Origin of the sequence: Acinetobacter sp. KS-LM10, assembly GCF_036896575.1 — a bacterium.
GTDB lineage: Bacteria > Pseudomonadota > Gammaproteobacteria > Pseudomonadales > Moraxellaceae > Acinetobacter > Acinetobacter avistercoris.
The window spans coordinates 568,944-594,865 of the sequence record NZ_CP145906.1; the positions used below are offsets into that span (position 1 = coordinate 568,944).

20 protein-coding genes are annotated in these 25,922 nt (G+C 38.4%); 13 read left to right on the forward strand and 7 right to left on the reverse strand.

Going from position 1 to position 25,922, the window contains the following annotated elements; genetic code table 11:
- Window positions 1-53: 53 nt before the first annotated feature.
- The 3 genes from V5M36_RS02580 to V5M36_RS02590 all read right to left on the reverse strand — a co-directional run bounded on the left by V5M36_RS02580 (window position 54) and on the right by V5M36_RS02590 (window position 3,542).
- Entirely contained in the window at window positions 54-1,274 is a 1,221-nt protein-coding gene (locus V5M36_RS02580) for an acetate/propionate family kinase (RefSeq protein WP_338561717.1), read from the reverse strand.
- 373 nt (window positions 1,275-1,647) lie between these two features.
- Window positions 1,648-2,052, reverse strand: coding sequence for a hypothetical protein (locus V5M36_RS02585; protein ID WP_338561719.1), 405 nt, complete (start codon window positions 2,050-2,052; stop codon window positions 1,648-1,650).
- A 224-nt stretch (window positions 2,053-2,276) separates the two neighbouring features.
- Window positions 2,277-3,542 carry a glutamate-5-semialdehyde dehydrogenase gene (locus V5M36_RS02590; RefSeq protein WP_338561721.1) on the reverse strand — a complete coding sequence of 422 codons (1,266 nt, stop codon included), beginning with the start codon at window positions 3,540-3,542 and terminating at the stop codon, window positions 2,277-2,279.
- 287 nt (window positions 3,543-3,829) lie between these two features.
- Between V5M36_RS02590 and V5M36_RS02595 the strand changes: the two genes are divergently transcribed.
- Complete coding sequence (locus tag V5M36_RS02595) at window positions 3,830-5,137, forward strand: alpha/beta fold hydrolase (RefSeq protein WP_338561723.1); 1,308 nt, start codon at window positions 3,830-3,832, stop codon at window positions 5,135-5,137.
- Between the two features lie 193 nt (window positions 5,138-5,330).
- Here the strand turns inward: V5M36_RS02595 and V5M36_RS02600 are convergent, their stop codons facing one another.
- A complete protein-coding gene (locus tag V5M36_RS02600; protein WP_338561725.1) occupies window positions 5,331-6,194 on the reverse strand; it encodes a class I SAM-dependent methyltransferase in 864 nt (287 codons plus the stop codon).
- Between the two features lie 133 nt (window positions 6,195-6,327).
- Window positions 6,328-7,347: a beta-N-acetylhexosaminidase gene (gene nagZ, locus V5M36_RS02605; protein WP_338561727.1), complete on the reverse strand. Its 1,020-nt coding sequence runs from the start codon at window positions 7,345-7,347 to the stop codon at window positions 6,328-6,330.
- 195 nt (window positions 7,348-7,542) lie between these two features.
- Here nagZ and V5M36_RS02610 point away from each other — a divergent pair, with 195 nt between their 5' ends.
- From V5M36_RS02610 to V5M36_RS02640, 7 genes are all read left to right on the forward strand, one after another.
- Window positions 7,543-9,729, forward strand: coding sequence for a carboxy terminal-processing peptidase (locus tag V5M36_RS02610; RefSeq protein ID WP_338561729.1), 2,187 nt, complete (start codon window positions 7,543-7,545; stop codon window positions 9,727-9,729).
- Between the two features lie 208 nt (window positions 9,730-9,937).
- Complete coding sequence (locus V5M36_RS02615) at window positions 9,938-11,998, forward strand: bifunctional diguanylate cyclase/phosphodiesterase (protein WP_338561731.1); 2,061 nt, start codon at window positions 9,938-9,940, stop codon at window positions 11,996-11,998.
- 148 nt (window positions 11,999-12,146) lie between these two features.
- On the forward strand, window positions 12,147-13,739 hold the full coding sequence (locus tag V5M36_RS02620) for a peptide chain release factor 3 (RefSeq protein ID WP_338561733.1): 1,593 nt from the start codon (window positions 12,147-12,149) through the stop codon (window positions 13,737-13,739).
- Between the two features lie 226 nt (window positions 13,740-13,965).
- Complete coding sequence (locus V5M36_RS02625) at window positions 13,966-14,784, forward strand: hypothetical protein (protein ID WP_338561735.1); 819 nt, start codon at window positions 13,966-13,968, stop codon at window positions 14,782-14,784.
- A 152-nt stretch (window positions 14,785-14,936) separates the two neighbouring features.
- Complete coding sequence (locus tag V5M36_RS02630) at window positions 14,937-15,899, forward strand: RsiV family protein (RefSeq protein WP_338561737.1); 963 nt, start codon at window positions 14,937-14,939, stop codon at window positions 15,897-15,899.
- 5 nt (window positions 15,900-15,904) lie between these two features.
- Window positions 15,905-16,732 (forward strand): TatD family hydrolase, encoded by an 828-nt coding sequence (locus V5M36_RS02635; protein ID WP_338561739.1) that lies wholly within the window; start codon window positions 15,905-15,907, stop codon window positions 16,730-16,732.
- A gap of 552 nt (window positions 16,733-17,284) precedes the next feature.
- Complete coding sequence (locus V5M36_RS02640; protein WP_338561741.1) at window positions 17,285-18,052, forward strand: tRNA threonylcarbamoyladenosine dehydratase; 768 nt, start codon at window positions 17,285-17,287, stop codon at window positions 18,050-18,052.
- 7 nt (window positions 18,053-18,059) lie between these two features.
- Here the strand turns inward: V5M36_RS02640 and V5M36_RS02645 are convergent, their stop codons facing one another.
- Both V5M36_RS02645 and dusA read right to left on the reverse strand, forming a co-directional pair.
- Window positions 18,060-18,854 carry a hypothetical protein gene (locus V5M36_RS02645; protein WP_338561743.1) on the reverse strand — a complete coding sequence of 265 codons (795 nt, stop codon included), beginning with the start codon at window positions 18,852-18,854 and terminating at the stop codon, window positions 18,060-18,062.
- A gap of 94 nt (window positions 18,855-18,948) precedes the next feature.
- Window positions 18,949-19,986 (reverse strand): tRNA dihydrouridine(20/20a) synthase DusA, encoded by a 1,038-nt coding sequence (gene dusA, locus V5M36_RS02650; RefSeq protein ID WP_338561745.1) that lies wholly within the window; start codon window positions 19,984-19,986, stop codon window positions 18,949-18,951.
- Window positions 19,987-20,509: 523 nt separating this feature from the next.
- Here dusA and V5M36_RS02655 point away from each other — a divergent pair.
- The 5 genes from V5M36_RS02655 to V5M36_RS02675 all read left to right on the forward strand — a co-directional run bounded on the left by V5M36_RS02655 (window position 20,510) and on the right by V5M36_RS02675 (window position 25,916).
- Entirely contained in the window at window positions 20,510-21,625 is a 1,116-nt protein-coding gene (locus tag V5M36_RS02655; RefSeq protein WP_338561747.1) for an aromatic ring-hydroxylating dioxygenase subunit alpha, read from the forward strand.
- A gap of 84 nt (window positions 21,626-21,709) precedes the next feature.
- Window positions 21,710-22,672, forward strand: a complete 963-nt coding sequence (locus V5M36_RS02660) for a PDR/VanB family oxidoreductase (RefSeq protein WP_338563988.1) — start codon at window positions 21,710-21,712, stop codon at window positions 22,670-22,672.
- A gap of 30 nt (window positions 22,673-22,702) precedes the next feature.
- Entirely contained in the window at window positions 22,703-23,857 is a 1,155-nt protein-coding gene (locus tag V5M36_RS02665) for an OmpP1/FadL family transporter (RefSeq protein WP_338561749.1), read from the forward strand.
- A gap of 186 nt (window positions 23,858-24,043) precedes the next feature.
- Entirely contained in the window at window positions 24,044-25,000 is a 957-nt protein-coding gene (locus tag V5M36_RS02670; RefSeq protein ID WP_338561751.1) for a PDR/VanB family oxidoreductase, read from the forward strand.
- Between the two features lie 34 nt (window positions 25,001-25,034).
- Window positions 25,035-25,916 (forward strand): LysR family transcriptional regulator, encoded by an 882-nt coding sequence (locus tag V5M36_RS02675; RefSeq protein ID WP_338561753.1) that lies wholly within the window; start codon window positions 25,035-25,037, stop codon window positions 25,914-25,916.
- Window positions 25,917-25,922: the final 6 nt, after the last annotated feature.

Below are 25,922 nucleotides of genomic sequence, written 5' to 3' on the forward strand. Positions count from 1 at the left end.
TTCAAAATTTAAAAAGTTAGGCTCAGTGTTTGTAAGCTATCAATGTCAATATTCTATGCCGTTGTAATCTCAGCTTGAGACTTTTTTACATTTGAAGTACTCATTTTTTGATTAACAACCAGCGTTGTTTCTTGCGCAATGCGTCCTTCTTCATCTGTAGGAACAACCCAAATTTGTGGACCTGTACCTGCATCAATACGTCCTTCAGTACCACGTTTTAAGCTGTCATTTTTTTCTTTACTAAAGTTAAAGTCAAAATGCGGTAGATAAGACAAAGTCTTTTCACGGATAAATGCAGAATTCTCACCAATACCACCAGTGAAGAATAAGCCATCTAAACGTGGTAAACCACAGCTGAGTGCCGCCAATGATTTTGCCAAACGATAGCAGAATACTTCGATGGCAAGCGTTGCATCTTCATGACCCTTTTCAGATGCTTCAATGAGTGTACGCATATCATTTGAAAGATCTGATAAACCGAGAAGGCCAGATTGGCTATTCAACATTTTATCAATTTTATAAATATCCCAGCCTAAATTTTTGGCAAGGAAACTGTGTAAGCTAGGATCCACATCACCGCTACGCGTGCCCATCACCAAACCTTCCAATGGTGTTAAACCCATTGAGGTATCTATGCTTTGACCATTCCAAATCGCACAAGTTGAGCTACCATTACCTAAATGTGCTGTTAACCAACCGCCTTTTTTATAACTGCCTGCGAGTTCTGAACCACGCTCAGATACATAGGCATGGCTTGTTCCATGGAAACCATAGCGACGCACGTTATGTTCGGTATATAGATATTTAGGCACAGCATAACGATAAGCATGTGCAGGCATAGTTTGATGGAATGCGGTATCAAATACCGCAACTTGAGGTAAGTCAGGAAACAAGCGACGGGTCGCTTCAATACCCACCAAATGCGCAGGGTTGTGTAAAGGTGCTAAGGGTGTAGCAGCACGAATGATATCAATAATATCGTCAGTAATCAGCTCTGCTTGAGTGAGTTTTCCGCCATGCACAATACGATGACCGATTGCATCGGGCTTGTGATTTGCGATACGAGATAAACCGACTTCTAAGGCTTCTTTATGATCTGCATTGGGAATATGAATATCAACAGGTTCATTGCCCATAGTCACCCCTTTAATCCGCGCATTGGGCGTACCCAAATTCTCAGCGAGTCCATGAATTCGGAAATTTTGATCTTTAAGTAATAAGGCAAACTTAATGGAAGAAGATCCGCAATTAATGATAAGAACTGAGTTAGGCATGAGGTTTCCTTGGCCGACGATTTTAGGATTTGCTTGTTGTTGTACCCATGATCAGAAGTGCTTTTCTTGATCTGGGCGTATTTGTATCATGGCGTTTTTTTTTGTCCTAGATAGACTTTAGGTGATTAGACTTAAGCACTATCGACTGATTACACAATAATCACTAGAATTTATTAGCTTACAGATTCCATTTTCTAATGAAATAATGGTGTCTTGGTTCAAATATTTGTCGATGAATAAAACATAACATGCTTCTTTTTAAGGCACAAATATTCTGTAAATTGTCATTCTTTTTTTGTATCTAGCTTAGAACTGATTTTATCTTGAGCTTGATTTTGATTGAGGCATGATTTTATTTTTGGCGACATCTTTTTTAGGCTTTGTATTTAGCTTCAGACCTGCGAACGATAACATAAGCAAACAGTGCCACCATAAAGAAGATTAACATCATCCAAGCTAAGCCTTGTAATGTTTCAATAATAGTTCGATAAATTTCTAAAAACCAACGCTCTTGGGTTAATTCGATAATGATATTTTTTTGATTTTCGCCCGTATAGGTTAATGGCGTGATGTATTTTTCCATGTCATATATTCGAATACCAGACGATGTTCCAACAACCATGCCAGCAAACTTGGTGTATTTCGCCCATGCGCTGTGAATGGGATCATGAATGATACGCGCTAAGATATCGTTGATCGAACTTGAGAATAACCACATCACCAGTAGCGATACACTGAGTGCCAAAATAAATGTAGTGATAATGAGATAGTAGAACATCACGCTTTCCTCAGATTTTTGTTATGTATTGATGCTACTGCGCCTGAAAAGCTTTTTTGTTGTAACTCTGTTCAGCGACATGGGCGTAACTGAACAGATTGAAGATTTACTGATGGAGTACTATTTAAAATCGAGTGATATTCAAAATCGAGTGTCATTCAAAATCGAGTGTCATTCAAACTTTTCGTTTTAAATGTCGAGATTCAAATATTGCGGTTCAAATGTTATTGACGAATTTGACCATCACCCAGAACAATCCACTTTTGTGAAGTCAGTCCTTCCAAACCAACTGGACCACGGGCATGAATTTTGTCCGTAGAAATACCAATTTCAGCACCGAGACCATATTCAAATCCATCAGCAAAACGTGTAGAAGCATTGACCATAACCGAACTTGAATCCACACGCGTTAGGAATTTACGTGCAGTACTGAAGTTTTCTGTGATGATTGAATCTGTATGATGCGAACCATATTTATTAATATGTAAAATCGCTTCTTCTAATCCACTCACGACTTTCACGGCAAGAATAGGACCTAGGTATTCTTCATACCAATCTTCTTCACTGGCCGGATTGACGGCATCACCTAAAATTTTCTGTACTTTTAAGCAGCCACGTAACTCCACTTGTTTCTCAGCATACAGCTCAGCGATGAGTGGAAGAAACTCATCTGCTACTTGCTCATCTACCAGCAGAGATTCCATCGCATTACACACGCCATAACGATGCGTTTTAGCATTCAGCGCGATAGGTAGTGCTTTATGTAAATCTGCTTGTGCTTCAACATAAACGTGACAATTACCATCTAAATGTTTAATCACGGGAATGGTTGCTTCATTGGTAATACGTTCAATTAAGCTTTTCCCACCACGTGGAATAATCACGTCAACAAACTCTGACAGGGTAATGAGTTGACCTACCGCAGCGCGATCGACAGTATTGACCACCTGAACTGAGTTTTCAGGCACTCCCGCTGCCTGTAAACCATGTTGAATGGCAATCGCGATGGCTTTATTCGACTCAAGCGCTTCTGAACCGCCTCTTAAAATAATGGCATTGCCAGATTTGATCGCAAGAGAAGCAGCCTCCAAAGTGACATTAGGGCGTGATTCATAAATCATGCCGACGACACCCAGCGGAACGCGCATTTTACCCAGTTGAATTCCAGATGGACGATATGCCAAATCGGTAATTTCACCGATTGGATCGACGAGACTGATGACATCTTTTAAGCCATCTAACATGCCTTTAAAGCGTGTGGGCGTAAGTTCCAAACGATCCAGTAATGCGCTGTCTAGTTGATTATCATGACCTTTGGTCATATCAATTTTGTTGGCAGCTAAAATTTGCACTTCGCTATTTTTTAAAGCGGTGTAAATAGCGGACAAAGCGTTATTTTTTTCAAATGTAGAGGCACCAGCCAAGAAGCGTGAAGCTTCTCGCGCATTTTGACCTAACATTTGCATATACTGTTCGATGGACTCTTGCATAGCGATCTTGATTATTTAAAAATCTCGCTTAAATAGTAGCAGCCGAGGTTATAACAATCTATGTTTATTCAATAAAAAACCCAACAGAATAAAACTTGTAACTCTTTTTTTTAATTTTTAGCCTTAGAAACAAGATAAATAGTCAGAACAGTGATTGCATATAAAACACGCATTTGTATAGAATGAGTGAGAGTGTAGGCTAAGTTGCAAAAATAATTATATTTGTGAACTTTGTCGGATTGTCTGGCTTGCAAATTAAAACAATAAAGCCAAAAGGAGATAAGGGAATGAATTCCATCATGAAAATGGATTTAGAAGAGCATCCTCATAGTTCAGGATTTAGTTTTTTTGATATTTACAATAAAAATAGCTTTAAACAACCGCCTCGTGTGACGTGGATCGACGGTTGGAAAATTGAATATATGGCTATCGCTGATCCACTGACTTTGCATAACACACCGATTGTGATTGTTGGAGGAGCTTTTCAAAACTTCAATTCATATAAATATTGTGTTGAGCAACTGTTTGAAAAAGGTCCAGTCATTCTGATCGATTTACCTTCTCTTGGTTCGAATCAACAAATTACCAACCGTGATACAGGTTTATCAGCAGCGACTTTAGATATTCCTCAACTTTCAACCATGTTGGGAGAATGGTTAGATGGCGTTGGGATTACCAAAGTTTCCATGATGGGAATGTCTTTGGGGTCTGTGGTCGCCTCTTGTTTTGCCGCTCAACGTCCTGAACTTATGAATCGCATGATCTTGATGGGCGTAATGCAAAAAACACGCAAAAGCTGGCGCATGTTATTAGAAGAATCATTAATGCTCATGCAAGAACAACGTATGGACGAATTTGGTCAGGCTGTTATTTTGTATCTGGTTAATCATGCACAGTTAGAGCAAACGCGTATGTCGCCTACGGCCAAGCGTTTATTCTTTAAGCAAATGGCTGCATTTTCTAATACTGAACAAGAGCGTTATGAAATCAACTGTAATCGTCTGTTGAAACTCGATAATGTTCCAGTGCCGCAATGTAAAACATTGGTGGCGTGTGGGCAATATGACAGTTTTACCTTGCCATATGAAAATGCAAACTTTGCATTGCAATGTCCAGATGTAGAGTTTGCGATGATTGCTAATGCTGACCATGTACCCCAATTGCAGCGTCGTAAAGAAACCATGAATTTGTTCACGGCATTTTTAAAAGAAGAATCGATTGAAAATATTGAAGGCATCATCGCATTAAAACGTCAGCAAATTGAGAACTTAGATCGCCGTGGAGAGGCGCGGGTGAAAATCACGCATCCTCACACACAGTTAACGCATCGTACTTTAGATAAAGTCATTGATGTAGAAATTGAAAATATCAATTATTTTGGAGTTTTACTCAAAACAGATGACTTGCACTTAGATTTTATCAATCAAAATACACGTGATTTAGCGCTTCATTTACGAGATGAAGAAGGTGATTTTAAGGTTGAATGTTTGATTTTTGAAACAAGTGAGCAAGGTGTACGTGCTTTATTTAAGCATGGTTGTTTTGAAGTTGCGGACCGACTTTTCCATTTTATAGCACAAGAAAAAAACCATTGAAGAAATGATGCATTCTGCTTCTTCAATGTATCTTCAGTGATTTAAAAGAGAAGCATCATCAATAAACGAGATCAATAAAGTTATTTCACCATCAATGTGTCAGGTTATGGTTATGACACATGCTTGGGTCACCTTGTTATGTCAAGGCATTATGTCTAGGCGCTATGTTAAAGCATTATGTTAAAACGCCATGTCACTTTTTTAGTCCCTGAGCATGAACCATCCAGACCAAATCACCTAAATGTTCATCTACACTGTTTTGATCCACAGAATCGGATTTATTTTGGAAATAGTGTTGTGGTTGAATCACCTCAACGTGATCAAAACCTGCTGTATGAAAGAAATCTCGTACCTCTTTTGGACTGATAAAATGAAAACTAAAGGCGCTACGAGACATGAGTTTTAATAATTTACTACTCGACCAAATGACTTTGGCCAGTTTGTTGGTGATCGGCTCAGGATAAAGGTCAGTGAGGTAGTGCAAAGTATTAAATACTTGTCCATATTGCACAATTGATTTTAAAAGCTGCGCAAGAAGTGATTTATCAAAATAATTAATCAAGCCTTCACTAATAATGACCAATGGTCGCTCAGAATCAAAAACAGCAAATGCCTTTTGAAAATCTTCGGTAAATAAATCAGCTGAAAGAACTTGCGGACTATTGGGATCGATTTGTTCTAAGGCAATTTGTTTTGTTGCAGCCATCGCAGGTAAGTCTAATTCGCGATAATCAATATGTGGAAATTGTTGTCTAAACCACCAGCCACGTGGTGAAAGGCCCGCAGCAATTTCTAATACTTGTAAATTTGGATATCGTTCAATTAATTGCGTTAAATGCTCATCTAAGAGGGTATGACGTGTTTTTAATGTGGTGCGCATGCTTCCACCGACATATTTTTCTGCAAGGGTCTCTACTGGATTGGCTAGCGTTGCAAATAACTTTCCTTTGGTTGTTGCAAGTGCAGGATGGGAAATCCCCATCTGAAACCAAATATAGCCCGTGTAGTGAGCAGTAAATGAAATATGTCGATGTTTAGACAGGTCTGATTTAGACATAACAATCCTTCTCTATTTTAGTTTTAGATCAGCGCGATGTAGAAGTTTGAATCAATATTTTTATAGCGAAACGTATTCCGATTCCAGATCATGTGAGAACTGAAAAGGAACACGCAACGTGTTCCTTGTGTTTTTATAGTGAATTTCTAAAATCTTCAATGATTTTTTTGACAGATCTCCACTCATCTCCTAAATCTAATTGATCCCCGATACTGATTTGAGGGATTCGACCACGCATTCTTTCTAAACGTTCTTGGTTCGGTAGAGGAAGATTTTCAATGGCTTTAAGCGCCAAGCAAGCTGCCTCACGCTCGTTACAAACCAATCCCATATCGCAGCCCGCATTTAATGCCGCAAGTATGCGGGCATCGGCGCCGCCTGCCACACAGGCTGCTTGCATGGTGAGATCATCGGAAAATAATACGCCATCAAAACTTAAATCTTGGCGTAAAACTTTTTGAATCCAGTAGGGAGAAAAACCTGCAGGATTGGGATCAATATTTTCATAAATGACATGTGCAGGCATGAGCGCATCCAGCTGCGGTTTAAGCTGAATGAAGCTTTGCATATCATGCTGATATATTTCTTCATAACTGCGAAGGTCGATTGCTGCTGCAACATGTGAATCCGCTTTAACTGAGCCATGTCCAGGAAAGTGTTTACCTGTATTGGCCATGCCAGCACGCTTCATTCCGTTCATGAAGGCCGCTGCGAGAGGGATAATATCGGATACATTTTCTGCAAAAGCACGGTCGCCAATCACATCACTGATGGCATTGATGTCTAAAACAGGGGCAAAACTAAAATCAATACCTACAGCTAAAACCTCAATTGCCATGAGCCAGCCGCATAACTCAGCAAGTTCCACAGCACGTTTTGGTTCAGTCAAATAAAGTTGACCAAAGCTACCCATGGCTGGTAGTAATGTAAATCCTTGTTTTAAACGTTGAACACGACCACCTTCTTGATCAACGGCAATCAAAATATCTGGGCGTATTTGACGCATATGATCGGTTAATGCACGTACTTGTTGAGGAGATTCAATATTTCTTGCAAATAAAATCATGCCACCGACTTGCGGAGCGCCTAATAGTTGAATATCTTCTTGATTAAGTTTTGTGCCCGCAATATCAAGCATCAATGCGCCAATCATAGTGGAATCCGAGATTATAGTTTTAAAAAAGAAAACAATACCCCAAAGTTGCAATGATTTGCTACATTTTATCGGGGTAGATTATGTTAAAACTATTCGTTATAAACATAAAAAGTTGTTTAAGATTCTGAATCTGAAGGGTTCTCATCAAAAACACGATTGAATTTGGTTCATCCAAGGAAAGACAAAGTATTTATGAAACTTCAAACAATAGCTTGCGCAGTTGCATTGGCAACAGGTGGTTTATTTTTTAGTCATGCAATGAATACAGCCATTGCAGCCAATGAATCCACCGCTGTAATGGCTCAGAAAATTCTACCTACACAAGAGCAAGCATTGGTTTCTCGCCAGTTGGCAACCTTGGTGGATCGTCAACATTATTTAAATATGCGTTTAGATGCGAATACGTCAAACCGAATTTTAGATATGTATCTAGATAGTTTGGATGCAGACCATAGCTTATTTTTAGCCAGTGAAGTTGCGAGTTATAAGAAAAAGTATGGTCCAACTTTTGGCGCTGCATTGAAGGCGGGTAACCTTGAAGGGCCGTATACCATTCATGCACAATATCGCACACGCTTAAAAACATTTTATGAGTTCATGCTGGCAGAGCTGAAAAAGCCACAAAATCTGAATCAACCGAATGTTTTTATTGAAACAGATCGAGAAAAAGCACCGTTTTTTAATACCAAAGCAGAACAAGAAGTGCATTGGAAAAAAATGCTGGTTTCTCAATTGATCAATCTGACCATTGCGAAAGAAGAAGATGCTGCTAAGCAAAAAGCACTGAAAGATGATCCATCTCTGGCAGATGGTCAGGATTTAACAGCTGCTGAAGATCTCACGCCCGTTCAAACATTGACGAAACGTTATACTCGTCAATTAGAGCGTATGTCTCGTATTAAAAGTGATGACGTTTTAGACAAGACCTTGAATGCGATGCTTGCGACATATGATCCGCACAGTAACTATTTCCCGCCTGTAGATGCGATGGAGTTGAATCGTCAAACCACATTACAGCTAGAAGGGATTGGGGTTTCAATCCGTCCAGAACGTGGCAATGAAGATTATACCAAAATCGAGACCATTGTTGATGGCGGTCCTGCGAGCAAAACGGGACAAGTTAAATCTGGAGATCGAATTATTGGTGTCGCTCAAGATGGCGATAAGATGGTCGATGTCGTGGGTTGGACAAGCTCTGAAATTGTCGGTTTAATTCGCGGTAAGCGTGGCACGAAGGTCACTGTGAAACTCTTAGGTGCAGGTGCATCAATGAGCCAAGCACGCAGTGTAACGATCGTCCGTGATGTGATTCAGGAAGAAGATGCGGGTGTACGCTCGCGTACAGTTGATATTACACGTGATGGTAAAAAATATACGATTGGTGTAATTGAAATTCCTTCTTTCTATTTGAACTATCGTGCACGCCGAGCAGGAGATAATTACCGTTCTGTCGCTGAAGACACCAATAATGCCTTGAAATCTTTGGCGAGTAAAAAAGTGGCTGGGATTGTTGTCGATTTACGAAACAACCCAGGGGGGTCACTTGAAGAAGTCGCGAAAATGATTGGACAGGTGGTTAAATCTGGGCCTGTCGTTCAAATTCGTGATGGTAACGGCAATGTCAGTGTGTTCGAAGACAATGATCGCGGTGCTCAAACCTATACGGGGCCATTGGCAGTGATGATCAATTTGGCATCTGCTTCTGCGAGTGAAATTTACTCTGCTGCGATACAAGATTATGGTCGTGGTATTGTGATTGGTAGTACAACGACAGGTAAGGGAACTGCGCAAGTTCAGTTAGACAGCTTGGCTTATGGTCAGGCGACACTGACACAGCGAAAATTCTACCGAATTACAGGTGGAAGTACACAGAACAAAGGTGTTGTTCCAGATATCAAATTGGTAGATATTTACGATGAAGAATTTGGTGAGCGTAAAGCGAAGAACGCTTTAGAGTGGGATACGATTCCAACAGCACCGTTTAAACGTGAAGGTGAAATTCGACCTTATGTGCAACAGTTAACGACGCTTTCTCAACAACGTGTCGCAAAAGATGCTCAATTTAAGTATTTAGATGCGCGTAAAAGTATTGCTAAGTCGGCTAAAGATCAAAAAAGTGTTGTTTTAGATTTAGCACAACGCAAAGCTGAACTGTTGGCTTTAGAGAAACAAACCTTGGCTGCCGAAAATGCTCGCCGTGAAGCATCAGGTAAAAAACCTTATGCCAACTGGGAAACTTACCAAGCGACTTTGGATGCACTGGCAGAATCTAGAGCAAAAATGAAAACAAACCAACGTCCAGCTTTACCTGAAGAGGAAACTTTTGTGACCGAATCTGTAAATATATTGTTGGATTTAATCGCTGTTCAGAAACAGTAAAACTACTCATTAATTTAAGTTAAAAATGGCATATCAAGATATGCCATTTTTTGTTTTCTTGAGTCAAAAAGAACTTGACCTTCAATGAGATGGTGATATCGTTGTAAACGAAAACTGCTCATTAAAAGATGTATATACTTACACGTATTCGCTGCATTTGGCGCTATTGTAAAACTATAACTAGCTTCAGGAATGGAATAATCTTGATATGATTCACATGAGTTATGATTATGCAATGGTGGCGGGTTCTGTTGTAGCGGCAGTGATCACCTGTTACATTGCGATTTCATTTGGTCAACTCATGGAAAGCAATAAAAGCCCAATCAGTAAAAAAATTCTGTTGATTCTGAGCGGGTTGGTTTTCGGCTTAGCCATCTGGATTATGCATTTCGTTGGAATGATGGCATGTCATTTACCAGAAGGGCATAGTTTCTCAACGGGATTAACGTTCTTTTCTTTCGTGATCGCAGCGTGCGCATCAATATTTGCAGTATGGTTGACAACTCAAGAATCCTTACCTTTTGCTCGGCTTATTCTCGGTTCGTTTTTAATGGGAATGGGTATTTCAGGTATGCATTATACTGGAATGATGGGATTGGTTCTGCCGCATCATGTTGTAAGGTATGATTTCATCTTGGTTATTTTTTCCGTTCTCATTGGAATTTGTGGATCAGGTTTATCTTTTTGGTTGTTGTTTAAATATAAGAACTCTACAAATAATAATTTACTTTATAAACTGTCCGTCGCATGTATGATTGCGTTCAGTATAGTGGGAATGCATTATACAGGGATGGCCGCTGCATCATTTCACACTTTCGGTGAGCAGTTAGGTACGCTTGATGAATTTCATGAAGGGCAAGGCATTTTATTATTTGTCATTATCTTCGTGACGTGCTTGGTCTTGATTGCCAGTTTTTTGGTGGCGGTTTTAGAATTACGTTTAGAAGAAAGAAATCTGCAACTTTTAAAAATAAATAAAGAAATCGAAAATTTAGCGCTCACAGACAATCTCACCAAATTACCGAATCGACTTTTTTTAATTGAATACACAGATTCACTTTTTTCTTCCAAGAAGCCAACCACAGATAAAACAGCACTCATCTATATTGATTTAGATCGTTTTAAAGCTGTTAATGATGCGTTTGGTCATCATGTGGGGGATCAACTCCTTGTGGAGTTATCTCAACGTTTAAGTGCGTTATTGGAAGAGCACCATAAACTTATTCGCATTGGTGGTGATGAGTTTTTATTGGTACTTGAACACTTCTGTGTGGATCAAACTGAAAAAATTACCGATGCCATTTTACAAACCATTCAAGAAAGCTTTGTTTTTTCAGATAAAGAAATCAATATCTCTGCAAGTTTAGGCGTGGTGTACTATCCAGATCACGGTACAAATCTACACGATTTGTTAATCAATGCAGATGCTGCAATGCTCATGTCTAAAGAACAAGGGCGCAATACGTATAGTGTTTTTAATTATTCACTCGATCAGCAAGAAATTGCGCGTAGCCAGTCCAAATTAATTAATGATTTATATAAAGCTGTTGAAGAGCAACAGTTTGTATTATTTTATCAGCCAAAATTTACCGTTGATTTTAAAATTTGTGGTGTTGAAGCGTTAATTCGTTGGAAGCATCCAAGTTTAGGTTTACTTGCACCGGGCATGTTTATTGAAGGTGCAGAGCAAACAGGACTCATTATAAAAATGGGGTATTGGGCTTTAGAAGAAGCGTGCATACAGATCAAAAGCTGGACCAAGCAAAAAATGCCTTTTTGTCCAATTGCTGTCAATTTATCTGCGGTACAGTTTGAACATAAGCAGCTCGTTGAAACCTTAAAAAGATTACTCGATAAATATCAAATCGAACCGAATAAATTAATTATTGAAATTACTGAATCAACCGCGATGCATCATATTGATGTGAGTATTCGGACCTTTGAAAGCTTAAGAAATTTAGGCATAAACTTGGCGATTGATGATTTTGGAACAGGACATTCAAGTTTCCTCTATTTAAAAAACTTGCCTGTGGATGAGTTGAAAATTGATCGAGAATTTATTAAAAACTTATCACCGGGTTCTAAAGACGAAATTATTTTAGAAAGCATTATTCAGCTGGCCAATCGTTTAGGTTTAATCGTGACGGCGGAAGGTGTGGAAACCCAGAAGCAAGCAGATATTTTAAAACGTATGGGCTGTCAACAACTACAAGGCTATCTCTTAGGGATGCCGCTGCCAGTGGATCGTTTAGAGTCCACCTTTAGATAATTCAAAATTATAATTAATATAAAACATTCAATAAAAACGCGTGAATTCTCAACATTCAAATTGTTCTTTGATCTGCTACAATATCGCAAATTTTATGTTTTGATCGAATCTGATCATTTGCACTGCGTGTCTGCAGTAGGTGTTTTGAATGAGCTTTAAAGAAGAATTGGCGGCGCAGGTCGCGCAGCGACGTACGTTCGCAATTATTTCCCACCCCGATGCGGGTAAAACAACCATGACAGAAAAACTTCTGTTATGGGGTCAAGCAATTCAGGTTGCTGGGATGGTAAAAAGCCGTAAATCAGACCGTGCTGCAACTTCAGATTGGATGGAAATGGAGAAGGAGCGTGGTATCTCGATTACCACGTCGGTGATGCAGTTCCCATTCAAAAAGAACATGATTAACTTGCTCGACACCCCTGGACATGAAGACTTTTCTGAAGATACTTATCGTACCTTAACTGCCGTAGATTCTGCGTTGATGGTGATTGATGGTGCAAAAGGTGTTGAGGATCGAACCATCAAACTGATGGAAGTCTGTCGTATGCGTGACACACCGATCATTTCATTTGTGAACAAGATGGACCGTGAAATTCGTGATCCATTAGAATTATTGAATGAAATTGAAAATGTATTAAAAATTCGTTGTGTTCCTTTAACTTGGCCAATGGGTACAGGTCGAGATTTTGCAGGTGTATTTAACCTGATTGAAAATAAATTCTATGTCTATAAGGCTGGTTTTGGTTCAACCATTACCGACATTGAAACACGTGATGGCTATGACTATCCAGACTTACGTGAGAAAGTTGGTGATTTGGCTTGGACTGCATTTGAAGAGTCATTGGAATTGGTTCAAATGGCCAATGAGCCATTGGATCGTGAAGAATTCTTAGCAGGACGTCAAACACCAGTATTGTTCGGTACGGCTTTGGGTAACTTCGGTGTTGATCATGTTTTGGATGCATTTAGTCAATATGCACCAGAACCGAAAGCACATCCAACTGCAGACCGTACAGTAGAAGCAACGGAAGAAGGCTTCACTGGTTTTGTCTTTAAAATTCAGGCCAATATGGATCCGAAACATCGAGATCGTATTGCATTCATGCGTATTTGTTCAGGTCGTTATGAAAAAGGCTTGAAAATGAAGCATGTTCGTTTAGATAAAGATATTCGTATTAGTGATGCTTTGACATTCTTGGCAGGTGATCGTCAACACTTAGAAGAAGCATGGCCGGGCGATATTATCGGTTTACATAACCACGGTACGATTCAAATTGGTGATACATTCACTTCAGGCGAAAAGCTAAGTTTCATCGGGATTCCTCACTTTGCCCCTGAAATGTTCCGCCGAGTTCGTTTGAAAGATCCGTTAAAATCGAAGCAATTGCAAAAAGGCTTGAAAGAACTTTCGGAAGAAGGCGCGACTCAGGTTTTCATGCCACAGAACAGTAATGATCTGATCGTAGGTGCTGTGGGTGTACTTCAGTTTGAAGTGGTTGCTTACCGCTTGAAAGAAGAATACAAAGTTGATTGTGTTTACGAGCCAGTGAGTATCAATACAGTTCGTTGGGTTTCTTGTGCAGATGAGAAAAAATTTAACGAATTTAAGAAAAAAGCACATGATCAATTGTCAGTCGATGGCGGTGGACATTTGACTTATCTTGCACCAAGTCGCGTGAATTTACAGTTAATGCAAGAGCGTTATCCTGATATTGAGTTCCGTGCGACGCGCGAGCACTAAAAACGCTAAATTTTTTACAGCTTTGACGTAAATTAATGTTTAAACAGCTTCCTCATGAAGCTGTTTTTATATCAAAATGGTGATAGATCTAATTTAGAAAAAAGTTAGCAAAGCAATTCGATGTCCAAAAAACAATGTTCAAAAAGTAATGTGTAGAAAGCGATGTGCAAAAAGCATTGTGTAAAAACAACGTGCAAAAAGTAAAAATTAAAAAGGAAAACATGTCTTGCATCTTTATCATTTAAAAAACTTGATCGTTGCTATTGGTGTCTATGCATTAGTGGCATGTGATACTAATAATCAACAGGTCGAATTGACGGAACAACAAAAACAAATAGCGCAGCAAGAACAAGCAGAAGTTTTACCATTTCTGAACATTCAAGAGACGAATGCAAACCTTAATGTGCCTTCATGCGGCAATAAAAAATGTATTGAACTCGATCTTCAAACCATTACCACACAAGATCCATGGTTGAATGAGTGGATAGCTGATCGTCAATCTACAGTCATTTCAGATCAAATAAGATTAGAAAAATCGCAGTCTTTACAAGAGGCTGTAAATGCCTATGCAAAAGCGTCGCAAAAATGGCAAAAAGAGTTTATAAAAAATAAAACCTATGAATTACAAATAGATACGAAAATTTCATTACAACGCAATCAGTATGTATTACTTCAAGTGATCGTTAATACAGAACAGGCTGGCATCAAAGTTAAAGATCGTGGTTATTTTTATGTGGCTGATCGAAAATTAAAGAAAAACCTCACTGTTTTAGATGTGGTAGAGCCCAAAAAGAAACGATTACTCAACGAAATCGTCAACACCCAATATACGCAATGGTTGAGCGATCAAAAGCTTGATCGTAAAAAGATAACGCCCAAAAAAATATCTTGGGAGCAACATGATTGGTTCTTTGACAATGAAGGGATGGGGATTCATTTTCGAGCAGGTGAAATTGCTAAAGATGCACCTCAACTCGATATTTTTCTAAGTAAAGCTCAAACGCAACAAGTGCTACGCCCTAAGATATTTGAACGAATGTTTTAAGAATAAGATGTAAATCATGTATTGAGTTATCAAAAGGCATTGAAATCTATACATACAGGACTTGAGCATTTAAAGTCAAAGAGTTAGGCTAAAATGATCATTCGCTACAACATGCACTACTCGCTGCAACATGCTATAAAAAGGTTTGTAAGATGTTAAAAAATAAAAGTGTATGGGTTATCTCCGTCTTGGCATCCGCAATAGCATTAAGCGCATGTCAGCCCAAAAACGATAAGATGAACGATGCTGAAGTCGATCAAAGCAGTATTTCTGAAGTTCAGGTCGAACAGCTCAGTTTACAAGGCAAAACGGAAAAAGTTCCTGTGGTCTTAGCCGAGTGTAAAGCGAAGAATTGTCCTGAAATATCGATAGATCGATTGCAAACCAATCAATTCGTATTGGATAACCTGATTGATCAGGCAATTTTAATGCATCTAAAAGAAATGCTTGAACATACGGATTCCTCAGAAACCACAGCGAAAAATGATCATCCTCAAAAGCAATCAACGGAACAGTCTGCTGCTAGTCAAGTTGCTGTCTATAAATCTGCTGCACAATTATTGGCAGAACAAATTCAACCTTATGTAAATAACTTTATCGCTTTAGATGATGAATTAAAAAGCTTAGGGGCTGGACATCAAATCAGCTTAAGTATTAGCCCTAAAATTTTGAACTCGGATGGTGCTCTAGCGACCGTAGTCATCAATACCAGCAGCTACTTGGGTGGAGCACATGGTGCATCTTCACAAACATATTATAATTTTGATTTGAAGGCGCAAAAACAAGTCGAGCTTGATCAAATTATTCAAGACAATCAAAAAGCAAAACTGAATGCCTTAGCCTATGACGCTTTTAAGGTTTGGGTGCTGGAAAATAAATTGTCTGAAAATGTTGAAGAGTATGAGCAAACTTGGAAATTCAGTTTAAGTCCTAACTTTTACTTGGGTAAACAAGGCTTGATTTTACAATATGCTGAATATGAGCTGGGGCCTTATGTTGTTGGATTGCCTCGACTTACCATTCCTTATACTCAATTGGAGAACGTGATCAAGCCAGAGTATTTGCCGCAAAGCGCTCAGGAAACTCAAACTGCTTCTCAAAACGTCACTGAGTAATTTACATGACCCAAACATCAGAATGGCGTCTGTTTGATACCCATACACATTTTGATGTGGAAGATTTTGATGCCGATCGTGAACAATTGGCGTATCAAGCGAAGTCGGTCGGAGTAGAGGCGATTATTTTGATTGGGTTTTTACAAAGTCGATTTCAGTCTTTATTAAAAACCCAGTACTTTTTAAACACCCTGAAAGGTGCTCCCAAAAGTCATTTAGCACCAGGGTTACATCCTTTTTATATTGAGCAACACGAACCACAACATTTAAATGAATTAGAGCAGATCTTAAAAACGCAACAATGTATTGCGGTAGGGGAAATTGGCTTAGATACTTTTCTAAAGCAACATAAACAGCCAGAGATGTTTGACAAGCAAAAAAAATACTTTTCTGCTCAAATTGAATTAGCCCAACAATTTGACTTACCCGTGTTATTGCATATACGTAAATCACATGCAGATGTTCTCGCTATACTTAAGCAGCATCAGTTTAAGCAGGGAGGTATTGCTCATGCGTTTAGTGGTGGTGTTGAAGAAGCGAAAGCATTTATAAAAATTGGATTTAAATTGGGTATTACAGGTCAAATTACCAATCCAAATGCTAAAAAACTTCATCAGGTGGTTCGTGAAGTTGGCGCGGAACATTTGGTTTTAGAAACGGACTGTCCAGATATGACACCTTTATGTTGTCAAGTTTCAACACAGCAGCGTACGCGGAATACACCCGTAAATTTACCTTATGTGCTCCAAGGTTTAGCTGAAAGCTTGAATATGGAGCCAAAAGATTTGGCCCCTGTTTTATGGCGTAATACAATGAATTGTCTTAAATTATAATTTAACTAATAAGATTTACATTTTGAGCTTAAGCTTTAAGCATCAACAAAAATAGACACTAAAAACCAATATTAAATGCTATTTCTGGATCGTAAATGAGCAATCGATTATAAACAGCGTTTCAAAATGTTATGAGCAGTTGCTTGTTTAAATGAAGTAGCATATTTTAATAGGATCAATAAAAATTATTCATAACATGCTTATTCAGTGCATGATATTCAGTTTTTTTAGTGAAAATATTCATCTGAAAATCGTCATAAAATTTCTGAATTAAATTCTCAATATTTAAAAATTATTAATATTTAAAAATTAAAAGATTTACGAGTTAAAATATTAAAAAGCCCAAGATTTAGATTCAAACCAGTTTAAACTAGATTTAAAGTTCTCCAAGCCCTGTATATTTTACAGGGCTTTTTTTTGTCTAAGTATCTTGATATCTGAGCACTAAAGCGATCAACCAATATTCCATTTTGAATGTTGTTGATTAATACTCGATTTGTAGAGAGAGTTTGGTAAAATGGCGCTGAATTTACCAATGATTTATGTTGCCTTATGACTGCTGCTCAAAATGATGAATATGACCGACGTTTTGCCGGTGTGGCTAAAATTTATGGTGAGGACAGTTTTAATCACTATGAAAAAAGTCATGTCATGGTCATCGGCATTGGTGGCGTAGGATCATGGGCAGTCGAGGCGCTGGCTCGATCAGGCATAGGTGAGTTAACTTTGGTGGATATGGATGTGGTCGCGGCATCCAATATTAACCGTCAGTTGCCTGCAATGAGCAATACCTTGGGGCATGAAAAAATAGAAGTGATGGCAGAGCGTTGTCGCTTAATTAATCCTCGAATTAAAATAAATCTGATCGATGATTATTTAACGCCTGAAAATGTGGCTGAGCTATTAGCAAATGCTCCAGATTTGATTCTAGATTGTATCGATGACGTCAAAGCAAAATTTGCCTTAATGTTGCATTGTCGATTCAATAAAATTCCGTTAATTGTGTCTGGCGGTGCAGGTGGGAAGCTGGATCCTTTAAAAATTCGAGTTGCAGATTTATCGAAGACTGAACAAGATCCAATGTTGGCAAAACTACGTACTCAGTTGCGCAGTAAAGGGATTTGTAAAAAGCCAAAAGAGAAGTTTGGGATTACCTGTGTGTACTCAATAGATAATCCATTTTCGAGTGCAGATGTTCGTCCAAGTGCTGGATTACGCTGTGGAGGTTATGGTTCAGCCGTTGTGGTGACGTCTAGTTTTGCGATGGTTGCTGTTTCAGAAGGTTTAAAAAAATTAGATGCAAAAAAAGCAAAGTTTTAAAATTTTCTTAGACGCTCATTTTTTTCTTTAACTCAAGAATTAGATTAATGTATTCATACTGAATGCTTATGATGTCTTCCGAAATTTTCTTATCTATAGATATTAGAAGTAAACCTTTTTTACTCTGCTTTGATAATAAAGTGTATTCATTGTTTTTGTTAAGCAATGAATAAATTTTTTTAAAATTCTTAGCATTTTTTTCTTTAACAATCTTTTCAATAATGTTTATTATCATTAACGTATGGTTTGGAAAGTCTAAAAGATTGTTTTTGAAAAAGTGCTCTTCAGTAAACATCTCGGTTAATAGTGTTTCAATATAATTTACTTTTTTTCTTAAAGTATTGAAATCGATATCAAAAAAATTGGTTAAACGAGTATCTTCAAGTTCTTTTTCTAATTTAGATTGTATCTCTATAGTATTTAATTTATTTGGAATTGAGTTCTTAAAGCCAAGCACATCAGAGTAAATCTCTAATTTAGATGCTAATACAATAATTTCTCTATAAATTGGATCTAAATTTTGATGAAGATCTCTCATTGCTGTAATTACTTCAATAAAATAATTAGTTGTTAGCTGCTTGTTAAATTGAACTTTCCAAGAGATAAATCCAATAATTGCTATAATTGGGGTTAATACGTAAGCAGTAACAGTCAATATATTGAATATATTTTCTCCATCAAGCTTACAATTTAATGACTGTGCATTGCAGATTGATATGAATTGAAAGAAGCCAAAAATTATTAAAATAATAATGTAGACACTTAGATAATACCAAATATATTTTTCAATTTCAGATTTCATGTTATTTCACTATAAATTTAATTTATATCAGAAAATTATTGATATTGAATCAAATGTATAACATATAGCCCCTATTGTAGGGGCTTAATTTATTCTATTCTGAGTCTAAAATTTCAGATTCACTAGCTTTAACTTTACTTTCTTGAAGATAATCTTCGGTACGTTGCATGGCTTCTTTAATACTAGAAATCGCATTTTCTACATCAGCAAGTGTTTTCGCATTTCCGCCACTTAATGCCTGACGCCATTTTCGAGCACCGGGTAAGTTTTGAAATAAGCCTAAAATATGACGAGTGATAATAGAAAGCGGAGCGCCTTCTTCCATGCGTTTGGCAATATAAGGCATCATCTGATCCATAATATCGAAACGATTGGGTAGATCTAAATTCCACAATTGACCCAATTCAGCCAAAAGATAGGGATTATGATAAGCCTCGCGACCAATCATGACGCCATCAACATGTTTTAAATGCGCTTCAGTCTCAGCATACGTTTTTACGCCACCATTGATCTCAATGAAAAGATTAGGACGTTCTTTTTTTAATCGATACACATCGTCATATCGTAAAGGCGGTACATCTCGGTTTTCTTTTGGAGATAGACCTTTAAGTAATGCAATACGAGCATGGACAATAAAGTTATCACAACCTGTTTGGGCTACAGTGTCTACAAAGTTCAACATCTCTTCGTAAGACTGCATGTCATCGATACCAATGCGGTGCTTGACATTCACAGGAATGTTGACCGCATTCCGCATTTCAGCAATACATTCTGCAACGAGTTCAGGTTCTGCCATCAGGCATGCACCAATTTTATTGTTTTGCACTCGATCGCTTGGACAACCGACATTTAAATTGACTTCATCATAACCCCAGTCCTGAGCCATTTTGGTACAGATGGCTAAGTCTTTGGGGTTTGAACCACCGAGTTGTAAAATAATCGGATGTTCTTCGTTGTTATAATCTAAATGGCGATTTGCCCCACCGAATAATATTGCACCTGTAGTGACCATTTCGGTGTACATAATGACATTTGGGTTAAATAGACGGGCAAAATAACGGTAGTCACGTGTCGTCCAATCCATCATCGGCGCGACCGAAATACGAGGTTGTAAGGATTGGATGTCTGACATAAAGAACCTGAGTATTGAATCGTGATGAGCGCGGCATATTATCACAAAAATAAAGTCAGTTCATTTGGCTGGGTGTGTTGCTTGGAAAAGCAGGATGCTTATATAAATGGCTTGAATAAAAAAAGATACGACGTCCTTCATCATCAACCCTAAGTTTAATTTCTAGAACGAAGTGGAACAACATCGAGTGTTTCACACTATCAGGCGGGAAGAAATCCTTTATTTCTGCAACTCGCTTTATCATAAAAACAAGCCAATCACTCAATCAATACATGCTTCGATTAAAGATCAATGGGTCTTCATTACATCTTTAAAGATAAAGCCAAACAATAAAACCGCTGATACTTAAGGATATTTCTTCGTAGATCTGCTACTGAATTCAACCCTTAAACTTGCAGAATGAAACTAATACCCTGAGGGTATTTCAGTCAGAGATATTTGATATTGGCAAGTCTATTTGAATTCATCTAAAAATATAAATGGACAAATAAGAAAGATTAATCAACTAGCAAGGAAAAGCTAAATGAATAAGATGATTTTTAAAACACAACCCCAGCTAGAGCATACTTTTTTAAAAAACTGTTGGTATGTGGCCGCATTATCTACGGACGTAGATGCATTTAATCTTTTTAAACGCAAGATTATGAATATCAATGTTGTCATATATCGGACTCAAGATGGAGAGCCTGTTGCGTTACAAGATCGTTGTCCGCATCGCTTTGCGCCGCTCAGTTTGGGTAAGCGAGATGGAGATGAATTAGTTTGTCCTTATCATGCGCTAAAATTTAACTCGACGGGCCAATGTACCCATAACCCACACGGCAAGGGGCATATTCCCACTGCTGCAAAGGTTCAAACATTTCCATTGGTAGAGCGTTATGGCTTTTTATGGATATGGATGGGTGATGCAGATAGCGCGGATGATGAGTTAATTCCAGATTATAGTGAACTGGTGTCTGGACATGAAAACTCTGTCGGTCATACCTATATGCATGTGAAATGCAACTTTGAGCTATTAACTGACAATGTCATGGATCTCAGCCATATCGATCACGTCCATGGTGAAATTATTACAACGCGAGGAAAGTTGTCGCCACTTGTGCCTAAAGTGACAGAAACGCATAACAGTATTGCAGCGCGATGGGAGTGGGAACAACAACCCGCAATGATGATCTTTGCGCCATTGTTACCGTCACCTAGTGAGTCAGCAGAGCAATATTTTAACATTATCTGGACAGCACCTTCGCATATTCAATTGACAGTGGCAGCAGTGCAAAATGGTGAGTTCGGTGTGGATGATTTAAACCAATATGATCTACATACCACGACGCCAGAAACTGAAAATACCACGCACTACTTTTTCGCGACTCGACGCAATCATATTGAAGAAGATGCAAGTTTTAATGTGATGAAAATTCAAAATATGCATCGTGCATTTGAAGATGAAGATGTGCCATTACTTGAGGCTGTTCAAGACGAGATGGTGTCCACAGATTTCTTCTCACTCAATCCTGTTCTAATGTCGAATGATATTGCGCCAGTACGTGTACGCAAAAAATTATTGGAGTTGATCGAACAGGAAAATCAGCATAATGATGTGCATGATTCTGCGCAGAACCTTACTCAGAATTCTGCCTAATTTATAGTTCAATGATCAAGGGAGTACTTATCCACTGGATAAGTACTGAGATGAAATATTGTCAAAGGATTGTAAATAGTGAATATGCAGAAATTAAGATTAAAAGTTCACGATATTCGTTGTGAGGCAAAAGACACCTTACTGCTTGAATTAAGAAGTGAAAAAAATGACGAATTACCTGCATTCACAGCGGGATCACATCTAGAATTTCATTTGAAAAATGGATTGGTTCGACATTATTCATTACTGAATGATCCTGCTGAGCGAACGCGTTATGTCGTTGCAATTAGTTTAGATGCAAATAGCCGAGGTGGATCTCAATTCATTCATCAAAAACTGAAAGTGGGAGACTTTGTCTCCGTCAGTACACCTCGCAATAATTTTCCACTTGCTGAGGCTGAACAATACTGTTTCATTGCCGGCGGAATTGGGATTACACCAATCTTAGCCATGATCCACTGGTGTATTGCTCACCAGAAAAAATGGCGATTATATTACGCGGTTCGCAGCAAGCAGCGTGCAGCTTTTTATGAAAATTTACAGGCATTAAATCAACTCAAAAATATTCATTTTCACTTCAATGATGAACATGAAAGTTTATTAGATTTAAAAAAAATTGTTCTGGGTTTAGACGAGGGTGAGCACGTTTACTGTTGCGGTCCAAATCCATTCATGCTGGCGCTTAAGGATATGCCTGAAGCACCAACTGATCGTTTGCATTTTGAATGGTTCAGTGCGCCTAAGTTGGCGGAACCAGCGCTTGGTACTGAAAATGCTATAGCAGACTTTAGGGTTAAGTTGGCAAAGTCGGGACATGAAATCATCGTTAGATCAGAGCAATCTATTCTAGAGGCGATTGAAGAATCAGGCGTAGATGTTCCCTTTTCCTGCCGCGCGGGTATCTGTCGAGCGTGTGAATGTAAGGTTTTAGAAGGTGAGCCAGATCATTTGGACATGATTTTGAGCGATAGTGAAAAAAAGACCAATCAGACGATGTTGATCTGTGTTTCCCGAGCCCGAAGCAAAGTGTTGGAATTAGATATTTAAAGAATAAATTAATTTATATGGATATAAATAATGAAAAAAATAACAGTGATGATGTTGAGCGTTTTATCACCTGCTTTATATGCGTATAACGGAACATTACTCACAGGAACAGGACAGATTTCAAGTGGTATGGGCGGTGTCAGCTATGGTGGCGGTTTTGACCGATCTTCGATTGCGGATAATCCAGCCAATTTATCCTACCAGCCAGCTGGTGGTGATATACAAATGTCTTTGCTGAATATCCGTTCAGAAGCAAGTTTTATTGATCCAAATAAGCAATATCAGAGTAATCAGTATGTTCCCGTGCCGAGTCTTGCTATTGTGCAGCATGCTGGAGAACAACTCAGTTATGGCGTTGCCGTTGTAGGCTCAGGTGCATCTGTAGATTATAAGCAGGCGATTACTGCTGATGGTCAAAATGCGACAGCCAAAGATAATTTGGCGATGGCCACGATTAATCCGACCGTGTCTTATAAAATTAATCCAGAGCTAAGTGTGGGTGCAGCGATTCACCTTGGTGTACAGCAATTTAGAGCAAAGGGCGTTATTGTTGGAGTGGATTCTAATCAGCAAGCGATAGAACTCCCTGGGCATGGCAATCAATGGGCTTTGGGTTATGGCTACGCCTTTGGCGCAACATGGCAGTTTCAACCGCAATGGACAGCTGGAGCATCTTTTATCAGTGAAACAGTTTTTTCAAAACTGGATGGCTATGAAGATGATCTTCTTTTAAGCAGTGAGGGTCGCTTAAACTTACCCATGCGATTCGGCGTCGGAATCGCTTATCAGCCGCGAGAAGATCTTAAAATTGGCTTTGATGTGTTGAAAATTAATTGGCAAGATACCGATGGATTTGGTCAAGGCACTGCTTTTAATTGGAAAAATCAAACGGTGTACCGAATTGGCGCAGATTATAAAGTGAATGATGTTTCAAGTTTGAGGGCGGGTTATAGTCATGCCAATAGCTTTTTGGATAGAGACTTTAGCAATGCCAATATTTATACCAATGCGATCGCACCTCAAGCAATGACGCTTGGATATGGACATCGTTTTAATTTTGCAGATTTCAATCTGGCTTATGAATATGACTTTTCTTCATATGAGAAAGGAACCAATCAAAGCACAGGAACAAATTTAAAAAATGAAAATCACACGTTGACCTTAGGGTTTTCAAAGGCATTTTAGTTTTTGCTGAGGGTTTAAACCGCGTTAAATACGACTTGATGAATATTTCTTGATGAACGTTCTTTGGCGAACATTCTTCGATAAAGGTTCCTCGATAAAAACTCTTTAATGAACAATGTTAAAGCGAGTAATCATGCTACTTAAACCCTCATACACTTAGATGGACATAGGCTGACAGTTAATCAAATGATAGATGTACGCGTACAACAAATTCGCTATGAATCTGAGAATATTATCAGTATTCAATTGTATCCGATTCACAGCAAGCTGCTGCCAAGCTTTAACAGTGGGGCGCATATCGATGTCCATCTTCCCAATGGAAAAGTACGGCAATACTCTTTGATCAGTCCCTTACAGGATCGCCGTTATTATGAAATAGGCGTGCTTAATAGTCCGACCTCAAAGGGCGGCTCAAGCTATATTCATCGCAAGTTAAAAGTGGGCGATATTCTAACGATTACTGAACCACGCAATCTTTTTGAACTGGATGATACCGATCAGAAAGTGTTGTTAATTGCGGGGGGTATTGGCATCACGCCGATCCTGAGCATGTGGTCGAGTCTGGCAATTGATCAACGGAAGTGCGAACTTCATTACTGTACGCGTCAAAGCAAGATACCGTTCATTGAACGTATCGACGCATTCAAGATTATGAATAGCGATAGTCATTATGTAACGTATATTGGTAATAAAGGGAATAATGGCTTTGAGATTGCTGAAGTCTTAAATTCCAACAGTATGAATACGCATATTTATGTTTGTGGTTCTTACGAGTTTATTCAGTATGTTGAGAATACTGCGCTTTCAATGAACTGGAATAAACATTTTATACACAAAGAATGTTTTAAGAATACGAACCTGATGCTGCCAGTATCTTCCGTTGAAGATCACGTACTTGAGATTGCCTCTACAGGCCAAAAAATACCTATTCTACAGAATGACAATATTGCTGAAGTGCTCAATCAGGCGGGTTATGCAGTTCCCATGTCATGTGAACAAGGGATTTGTGGGACTTGTACACTGCGTTATATCGATGGAGAGTTTTTCCATCAGGATATGATTTTAAATGATCAAGATCATTTAACCTTGTTTACGCCATGTTGTTCAAAAATAAAGTCTAAAAAAGTCATTATTGATATTTAAAAAGGAACATCAAAATAATATGGATATCAGGCAAATGAAATATTTTATCGCAGTGGTGGAAGAGCTCAATTTCACTAAAGCTGCTGAAAAACTATTTATTGCTCAGCCGCCATTAAGTCGTGCTATACAAAATTTAGAAGAAGAATTGGAAGTCTCTTTATTGGTGCGTAATACTCGATCTATTGAACTCACAATAGCGGGAAAATATTTCTATGAAAATGCAAAAAAGATCGTACAGAGTGAAATTCACCTCAAGAAAATGACACAGCAAATAGGCGGAGCCAACAACACTCTTCGTATAGGATTTATTGGTTCGACTATTTATAGTGAGCTGGCGGAATGTATTAAAAACTTTCGAATTGAATATCCTGATACCGCGATTCATGTTGAAGCCATGAATACCTTGAAGCAAATTGAGAAATTAAAAAATGGCACGATTGATGTGGGTATTGGCCGACTTAAACTCATCGATCCTGAGATTGAAAGAATTATTCTTAAACAAGAAAAATTATATGTGGCTTTCTATAAAGAGCATCCACTCTTGCAACAAAAAAGCAGTCAACCATTGTATTTAGAAGACATTGTTAATGAACCCTTAATCTTATTTCCAGATACAGCACAACCGAATTTTCTGTCTAATATTCTAGAAACCTTTGCCGTTAAGATGATTGCACCAACTAATCTTTTTGATCCAGTACGAGATGTACAATCGGCTTTAGGGCTTGTATTGGCAGGACTTGGCGTCTCGATAGTCAGTGAAGGTGTTGTTAATAATTATAGTCGGGATCTCGTATTTCTACCCTTAAGTGAGTCTTTTGCATCCACGCCGATTATTCTGAGTCACCGTAAAAATGAAAGCTATATTCTCGTTGAAAACTTTATTCGTTTATCCAAGAGAATATTTGGCTGTGAATAAATAAGC

Coding starts and splice junctions, on each gene's coding strand:
- V5M36_RS02595 (WP_338561723.1), top strand. CDS start 3,830: ATGAATTCCATCATGAAAATGGATTTAGAAGAGCATCCTCATAGTTCA.
- V5M36_RS02645 (WP_338561743.1), bottom strand. CDS start 18,854: ATGAAATCTGAAATTGAAAAATATATTTGGTATTATCTAAGTGTCTAC.
- V5M36_RS02580 (WP_338561717.1), bottom strand. CDS start 1,274: ATGCCTAACTCAGTTCTTATCATTAATTGCGGATCTTCTTCCATTAAG.
- V5M36_RS02630 (WP_338561737.1), top strand. CDS start 14,937: ATGTTAAAAAATAAAAGTGTATGGGTTATCTCCGTCTTGGCATCCGCA.
- V5M36_RS02590 (WP_338561721.1), bottom strand. CDS start 3,542: ATGCAAGAGTCCATCGAACAGTATATGCAAATGTTAGGTCAAAATGCG.
- V5M36_RS02610 (WP_338561729.1), top strand. CDS start 7,543: ATGAAACTTCAAACAATAGCTTGCGCAGTTGCATTGGCAACAGGTGGT.
- V5M36_RS02620 (WP_338561733.1), top strand. CDS start 12,147: ATGAGCTTTAAAGAAGAATTGGCGGCGCAGGTCGCGCAGCGACGTACG.
- V5M36_RS02640 (WP_338561741.1), top strand. CDS start 17,285: ATGACTGCTGCTCAAAATGATGAATATGACCGACGTTTTGCCGGTGTG.
- V5M36_RS02655 (WP_338561747.1), top strand. CDS start 20,510: ATGAATAAGATGATTTTTAAAACACAACCCCAGCTAGAGCATACTTTT.
- V5M36_RS02670 (WP_338561751.1), top strand. CDS start 24,044: ATGATAGATGTACGCGTACAACAAATTCGCTATGAATCTGAGAATATT.
- V5M36_RS02665 (WP_338561749.1), top strand. CDS start 22,703: ATGAAAAAAATAACAGTGATGATGTTGAGCGTTTTATCACCTGCTTTA.
- V5M36_RS02615 (WP_338561731.1), top strand. CDS start 9,938: ATGATTCACATGAGTTATGATTATGCAATGGTGGCGGGTTCTGTTGTA.
- nagZ (WP_338561727.1), bottom strand. CDS start 7,347: ATGATTGGCGCATTGATGCTTGATATTGCGGGCACAAAACTTAATCAA.
- V5M36_RS02660 (WP_338563988.1), top strand. CDS start 21,710: ATGCAGAAATTAAGATTAAAAGTTCACGATATTCGTTGTGAGGCAAAA.
- V5M36_RS02635 (WP_338561739.1), top strand. CDS start 15,905: ATGACCCAAACATCAGAATGGCGTCTGTTTGATACCCATACACATTTT.
- V5M36_RS02675 (WP_338561753.1), top strand. CDS start 25,035: ATGAAATATTTTATCGCAGTGGTGGAAGAGCTCAATTTCACTAAAGCT.
- V5M36_RS02585 (WP_338561719.1), bottom strand. CDS start 2,052: ATGTTCTACTATCTCATTATCACTACATTTATTTTGGCACTCAGTGTA.
- V5M36_RS02600 (WP_338561725.1), bottom strand. CDS start 6,194: ATGTCTAAATCAGACCTGTCTAAACATCGACATATTTCATTTACTGCT.
- dusA (WP_338561745.1), bottom strand. CDS start 19,986: ATGTCAGACATCCAATCCTTACAACCTCGTATTTCGGTCGCGCCGATG.